Annotated in this window: 1 protein-coding gene and 2 pseudogenes; all 3 read left to right on the top strand. The window is 38.5% G+C overall.

Translation table 11 applies throughout. The annotated features are described in order from the left end of the window. Positions 1 to 552 (top strand): annotated as a pseudogene (locus tag EDM57_RS22715) (WXG100 family type VII secretion target); the annotation flags it as partial. Positions 553 to 568: 16 nt separating this feature from the next. After that, positions 569 to 1,357, top strand: a complete 789-nt coding sequence (gene imm47 / locus EDM57_RS22720) for an Imm47 family immunity protein (RefSeq protein ID WP_122906944.1) — start codon at positions 569 to 571, stop codon at positions 1,355 to 1,357. 675 nt (positions 1,358 to 2,032) lie between these two features. Beyond that, positions 2,033 to 2,439: pseudogene (locus EDM57_RS22725) on the top strand (hypothetical protein); the annotation flags it as partial.

A 2,439-nucleotide genomic window follows, 5' to 3' on the forward strand; every position in this document is an offset into this window, starting at 1 on the left:
AAGTCCGATTCACCTGGTGGTGGGAAGACGCCGGAGAAGGTTCCTGAGGGGACGGGTAAAGGAGATAAACAACCAAAAGGTAAAGAGATTTTTGGTCCTCACTATGATGAAGCTAAACAATTATACAAAGAAGACCTAGAATTTTTCTGTGATCCCGATATATGTACTATTGTGCAAGGAAAGGAACTCAAAAAGGCTAGGTCAGAGTATAATAAACTTAGTAGTAGAGGGAAGTTGAAGAAAGGCCATCATATTCAGGGATTGGCTTTCGGAGGTAAAAATGTTGACAGCAATATTATTCATACAGGTGAATCTACTATTCGTAGAGAAAAGTTAAGTAAAGAACTACAAGAAGAATATGCAGATCCTAAAAATGGATACACTAAGAATAAAGATTTTAAAGTTGCGAAGATAACAGAGGATCCAGAAGGAAAAATTGTTAAAAATGGAGTGAACTATAGATTTGGATTAAATGATAGGCATACACGGGCTACGACTTTTCAAAATAAGGTTTTGGAATGGCAAAGAAAAGTTGGCCTAAGGACAGAATGAATGAGGAGGAGCGACTGTGGAGATATGGGATGATTTGATTAGTGATATTTGGTATAGGGATAAAAATGATAGGATGGATAATGAAATAAATGAGTGTATCGGGATAGGTGACACAGAATCGGTAGTGTTGATTAAACTTATCTATGCTTTTAAGCAGGGGGATTTTTCACAGAAAGCTAAGCTTATTGATTTGATACAAACAAGTGAAAATAAGGATCTGTTAAATGTTGCTATCAGGCTGTTCTTTTCAGTAGCTACACCAGACGATTTTTCAAAAATTAATAACTTCTTAATTAATGCAGAACAAGAAACGGTTGCTGTATTCGTTTCTTTTGCAGAAGAATCACTATCATATCAAATTATTCCATATTTATTAGGATTGTTATCTATATGGGAAGATACTGAACTAGGCGAAGAGATTTCATTTAAAATAGGTAGTATGATAGGTTACGATAAAGCTACCTATGAACTGTGCTCAGCAGATGAATTAGGTAACGAGTTTATTGCTTTTTGTAAAAATAAAGATCTAGAAAAATATTATTATGATGGTCAATTAGCTTTTCCTGGACATTTAACTAAAATGCTTATTCAAGAAACTATGATAGCTAGGGCTAGTAATACTGAATTGCAAGATGATACTATCCCCTCCTTGTTATCTGTTTGGAGCGGAATTAAATGCCCTGCGGATTACTATACTAAAGTAGATGATAAGATAGCTGGTCAGGTCATTGAATATGTAAAACTATTAGCGTCAATGGAATGGGAAAAAGGATGTAAGTATTTTTACGGACATAAAATACAATAGGATGGGCCTGAAAACTCACATATACAAGCGCAAAGAATGATTTGGCTAGCTTTTCTTAACGTATGGCGATCATCGAAAGTGCTTGATTTTATTGGAAAGCGATTTACCAAGTGCCATAGATCTGTCAAGATTTTTGTGTAAACTCGATCAACCAATGTATGAAAAGTGGTTTCCCCCCTAATTGAGACGTCTTTTGGGGGGAATTATGTAACCCTTTTTAAATCAAAACTTGATAAACTGTTAACAACTCATTCCCACTCGAATCATGAGTGGAGTGCACTCCTTAGAATAGACATTGGAAAACCTTTGAGGAATTTCGATGAATTCTAGGGGAGGCATTTTTGGGTGAAATATCACTTATACCTTAGTAGTGAAGTGAGAAATGGAATTCACCTTCCGAATCATTCGCTAACCTAAGCTCTGTCGCTCTTGACTTGACATTCCGTCTAACAAATGAAGTTAAGATGTACGTACAGAATACCTGGAGAGTATTCTTATTAACGGTATAGCGTTACACGAAACAGGTCAATTATGGTCAGAACACCATAGTTGACCTGTTTTTTGTTATCTTCGTTATTATTGCATCTTTTTCAAATATTTTTGCAACGATGTACGCACATAGATGGATTCGCTGGTGATTGAGTCAGATGATGCTGCGAAAGGAGAGGAAGGAAAATGAGTCTTTCCGTTATTGCTTACAACAATTTGCAAGTCTCTCCCTATGAATTGATCCATCTCGTAGAGTTGACGATCACGAAGAAAATGAATGAGCATGCCCGCCTCACGTTAACCGGAATCGTGCCGGAAGAAATGAAAGACAGCTATGTGCAAATGACTCAGGCGCAGACCCCCATTGAAATCAGTCAGGTAGACGCCGCCGGCAACGCCACGCCGCTTTTTGCCGGAATCGTTCTGGAGATCGGCATCAAGGCGGTGCGTGACGTGTTTTATTTGTCTCTCGAAGCCGTTTCTCCCACCTACAATCTCGACGTCAAACGCAAGAGCCGCTCGTTCCAGAACAAGGCCATGAGCTACGGTGCCTTGCTGCAACAGATTGGAGCAGACTATCCGGGCATCGACAT

Origin of the sequence: Brevibacillus gelatini, assembly GCF_003710935.1 — a bacterium.
Lineage (GTDB): Bacteria > Bacillota > Bacilli > Brevibacillales > Brevibacillaceae > Brevibacillus > Brevibacillus gelatini.